This is a genomic window from Chryseobacterium sp. CG10_8 (genome assembly GCF_058117085.1).
This window is the reverse complement of the sequence record NZ_JBYVEB010000161.1, coordinates 1-4,295: the sequence shown is the minus strand read 5'-3', so window position 1 is coordinate 4,295 and position 4,295 is coordinate 1. Positions and strand designations below refer to the sequence as shown.

Annotated in this window: 4 protein-coding genes; all 4 read left to right on the top strand. The window is 35.3% G+C overall.

What is annotated here, in order from left to right; translation table 11 throughout:
* Positions 1–138 precede the first annotated feature (138 nt).
* The 4 genes from AC4AGG_RS15455 (at position 139) to AC4AGG_RS15440 (ending at position 4,184) form a co-directional block, all read left to right on the top strand.
* Positions 139–1,719 carry a helix-turn-helix domain-containing protein gene (locus AC4AGG_RS15455; RefSeq protein WP_489772915.1) on the top strand — a complete coding sequence of 527 codons (1,581 nt, stop codon included), beginning with the start codon at positions 139–141 and terminating at the stop codon, positions 1,717–1,719.
* Positions 1,716–2,846, top strand: coding sequence for a tetratricopeptide repeat protein (locus tag AC4AGG_RS15450; protein WP_489772914.1), 1,131 nt, complete (start codon positions 1,716–1,718; stop codon positions 2,844–2,846). Before AC4AGG_RS15455 ends, AC4AGG_RS15450 begins: the two co-directional genes overlap by 4 nt.
* A 39-nt stretch (positions 2,847–2,885) precedes the next feature.
* Positions 2,886–3,773: a DUF72 domain-containing protein gene (locus AC4AGG_RS15445; RefSeq protein ID WP_489772913.1), complete on the top strand. Its 888-nt coding sequence runs from the start codon at positions 2,886–2,888 to the stop codon at positions 3,771–3,773.
* 99 nt (positions 3,774–3,872) lie between these two features.
* Positions 3,873–4,184, top strand: a complete 312-nt coding sequence (locus AC4AGG_RS15440) for a hypothetical protein (RefSeq protein ID WP_489772912.1) — start codon at positions 3,873–3,875, stop codon at positions 4,182–4,184.
* The last annotated feature ends 111 nt before the right edge of the window (positions 4,185–4,295 follow it).

Genomic DNA, 4,295 nt, shown 5'->3' with positions numbered 1-4,295 from the left:
TTTTTTTTATTCAAGTGTTATAAATGATTAATTTATAAGTCTTTGAGTTGGGGTTGGTACGGGAGAAAGAGGCTGTTGATACAAAGTCAAAAAAAACTATTATTTTTGTGAAAAAGTAAATTTTAAAAATTATTTTTTTTGAAAATCATCCATCAATATAGCATTTTCTTCTTACTACTTACTTGCTTTTTTTCAGCGCAGGTGAAGGAGGATGTTGGGTATTTTATAGACAAGGCAGTTGCACTTAATTATCAAGATCCTCAAAACGGTATTGACCAGGTTCAGAATTTGATTTCTAGTGACAAGAATACTGATCAGTTGATCTACCGTAATGTGATGGCTCAATCCTATGTCATGATGGGAGATTATCAAAAATCGGTTCAATCTGTTTTATTGGGTAGCAAAGAGCCATTTCAAAAAGTATCGGCATTTCATCAGTTTTACTCAGAATTTTGTCTGGCAGATCAGTATCAAAATCTAGGATTATATGAGCAGTCAGAAAAGGTCATTACCAAGATTTTGGAAAGAAAAGACCTTCCTGAGCAACCAGCGGTAAGCCGCACATTGGCCAAAGTGTATCAATTACAAGCCATTAACGATTTAGTTCTTAAAAGACCTGAAAATGTTAATCGGCTTCTCGAAAAAAGTAATCAAAAATTATCTGGCAATTCGGAAGAAGGAACAATTCTGAGATTAGAGAACCAATTGTACTCAGGAATTTTATTAGTTCAACAAAAAAAACTAGGCGAAGCCGGAAAAGTGGTTGACTTGGTTCTACAGAATCCTGCACTCAAGACTTATCCTAACCTAGATGCTTTTGCGAGGAAAGTGATGGGACAAATCAAATTTCTTCAGGAAAAGCCAGATGAATCTGTTGCTTTCTTTCTGGAATCATTAAAACTTATTGAAAATAAGCCCTACGAACCTTTGCGTTCGAGTATCTATGAGGGATTGTCCAAATCTTATATCACTTTGCATAATAATGCTGAATATCAAAAATATCGTAAACTGTTTGAGGAAAGTGAGGAAAGATTAGATGATAATAAGAAATCGGCGATTGGCTATTTGGTCAACGTGATTGAAGGTGTTTCAAAAGATGATGTCAATTATTATCATGACAAAAAGAATACTACTCTTTGGTATTTTGCTGCAGGTTGTTTTCTCTTGCTTGCATTAGTGGTCACGTATTATATAGTTGTCCTCAGAAAAGAAAAGGATTACGTGAAGCAAGAAGCTTTTTTTAAGACTTTTAAGGAGCGTTCCGAAAGAGCACCTGACGAGCCGATGATTGAGGTTGTTGCAGTAGAAGAGCAAGTTCCTGTTGAGAATGTTAGCCGAAAAGCACCAATTCTTTCTCCCGAGAAAGAAGGAGAACTTCTTGCCAAACTTAACCAGTTCGAGCATTCGGAGTTATTTCTTAGCAATCAAATGTCATTACCGTTTCTTGCAGCCGAATTAGATACCAACATCAAATATCTTTCGGAGGTCATTAGAAAGTGCAAAGGGAAAAAATTCAATGCATATATCAATGATCTTAGAATTCAACATATTGTGAATCTCTTGAAGACGGATTCAGTCTATCTTAATTACAAAGTGAGTTATCTGGCTGAGGTTTCTGGATTTTCATCTCATAGTGCTTTTACTGCTATTTTTAAGTCTATTACAGGAATGTCACCTAACGATTTTATTCAGCAAATTAATCAGGAAAGAAAGTCATGAAGATCTACATTAACATATTGATTTTGATTTTTTTCTTGTTCAGCTCAATAGGGAAAGGGCAGGATGCAGATGTTTCTTATACCAAGAATATCCAGACTTACCTGTATGAAGATCCTGACAAGGCGATAAGAGTGGCTCTTCAAAAGATTAATGAGGAAACCAATCCAGACAAAAAAATCGAGTATTATCTGTATTTGTCTAAGGCATATACAGCCAAGAGGAATTCGGATGAATCATATAAAGCTTTGCTGAAGGCTCAAGAACTTTTGGAAAGTTCAAAAAATTTGAACTCCAAAATTAATGTAATGATACTTATTGCGATCCAGTATCAACAGATGGAACTCTATAGCAAGAGTTTCGAAGTATTGGATGAAGCAGATGAATTATGCCTAAGTCTTAACGACGAGTTTGCTGAGCAAAAAAATACTTCGCTTGGTAAAAGTTACGCCATCAAGGGGATTATCTATAAATCGCAAGGAAATAATGACATTGCTTTAGATAAGTTTTTTAGTGCAATTCGTTATTTAGAAAAAGCAGGTCAGTCTGTTCCTACGGTCAATAATATGAGTATTGTGTACTACAATATCGGTTATTGCTATATTAATCAAAAGGACTACAATAAAGCCGAACAATATTTTCAAAAATCTTTGAGCTACGCCAAAAAATCTAATGCTCAAAGTTTGCAAGCCTATGCTTTGAAGGGTTTAGCAGAAAATAATGCTTTGCAAGGAAATTCCCAGAAGTCTTTAGAGTTATACCAAGAAGCCCTTTCGAAATCTAGAAAAATTGGAGATTTGGTTTTAGATGAAGGAATCTATAAGGGCTTGGCAGAAAACTACATGGTTCTCGGGAACTTTGATGAGTATGGCAAGTACAACGACGAATATCGAAAATCTCAGTTAAAAAGAGAGCAAAGCGATTTGAAATCTATTAATTCCTTGATTGATAATCTGGATAAAGATAATGAGAGGGAAATGGAAAATATCACCAAGACCCACAATCGATTGATGATGCTTATGCTTGCGGTGACTCTTCTATTGTCCGGAATTTTACTAAATTTCGGTGTTCGTAAAAATATCAAGAACCGTCAAGCTAAAAAAAGAATTCACGACCTGATTTCGAAATAGTTTCAGGGAGTATTAATCGTAAATATAACCTTTAACATTATGAAATTCGGACAAGTTGCAGATCCTTCTCTAGTCGATTTTACGCTTCCAAAAGACCATTCTAGAACTCAAGATATCCTGAAAAGCAATAAAAAAGGCTTGCAAAATATCTCCGTTGGATGCGCAAAGTGGAACAAAACCGACCTTAAAGGCTTCTATCCAAAAGGAACCAAGGATGAATTGACCTATTACGCAACCCAGTTCAATTCTATAGAGTTGAATGCCACTTTCTACGGAATGCCTTCTCCAGATCAAGTAATTACTTGGAGAGATAAGACTCCTGCAGATTTTAGATTTTTTCCAAAGATTACCAATTCGGTTTCGCATTTCAAGAGATTAATCAATGTCACAGATGTGGTGACTGATTATGTGACTTCAGTGATGAATTTCAATGAAAAATTAGGAATGGTATTTCTTCAGTTGCATGATAATTTCAAGCCTAAAGATTTTGACCGAATCGAAAAATTTGTCAACGAATGGCCACAAGAGATTCCTTTAGCCATCGAGCTTAGGAATGAAGAATGGTTTGCAGATGAAGATATTTTTAATAAGACATGTGACCTTTTCGAGTCCAAAAATATTACTAATATTATCGTGGATACTGCGGGAAGAAGAGATATGCTTCATATGAGATTGACGAGTCCAACCGCTTTTATCCGATATGTAGGTGCTAATGCAGAAAGTGATTATGCTAGATTAGAGGATTGGATGCATCGATTGACTGAATGGAAACAACAAGGATTAGAAAATGTATATTTTTTTGTTCACCAAAATATCGAAAAAGCTTCACCTCTTCTCTCTGCTCATTTTATCAAAAAGATGAATGAAGATTGGGGTACTAATCTTCATTTACCGATGATGGCAACGGAAAATTCGAGTTTGTTTTAATTCTTTTATCAATTTTTGAGGATGACAACCATCGAAAAACCAATCATTGCACCTGAGATTTTAGAAAGTCTTGAAACCAAATTTCAGGAAGAGCAATAAGTGATTGTACATTGTTGTTTTCCACCGTCTCCTTTTCCTGGAAGTCTGATTAGAATTTGGCGTTCTACCTATCTCACGGATAATATTACAGGACATCAGAGCACATTGTTGCACGCCGAGAATATTTCTATTTTTCCCTATTGGACCGAAGTTCCACCAATGAAGGAATACTGGTTTACACTTATTTTTTCCGGTTTGCCTAAGGATTGTACACAATTTGATCTTAAGGAAGTGATACCACAGGAAGGTGGGTTTTGGATTCAAAATATCAGACGGAACGCCTCGGATGTTTACCGTGTGGTGATTTCTTAGTCAATTTCAAGCTTTTTGATCAAAATAAAAGGCATTAAGTTTTACTTTAATGCCCTTTTTTTCATAAGTATCCGAGTTTAGAAAGAAACTTAATTTGTAGGTTTTATTCTT

Coding starts and splice junctions, on each gene's coding strand:
- AC4AGG_RS15445 (WP_489772913.1), top strand. CDS start 2,886: ATGAAATTCGGACAAGTTGCAGATCCTTCTCTAGTCGATTTTACGCTT.
- AC4AGG_RS15450 (WP_489772914.1), top strand. CDS start 1,716: ATGAAGATCTACATTAACATATTGATTTTGATTTTTTTCTTGTTCAGC.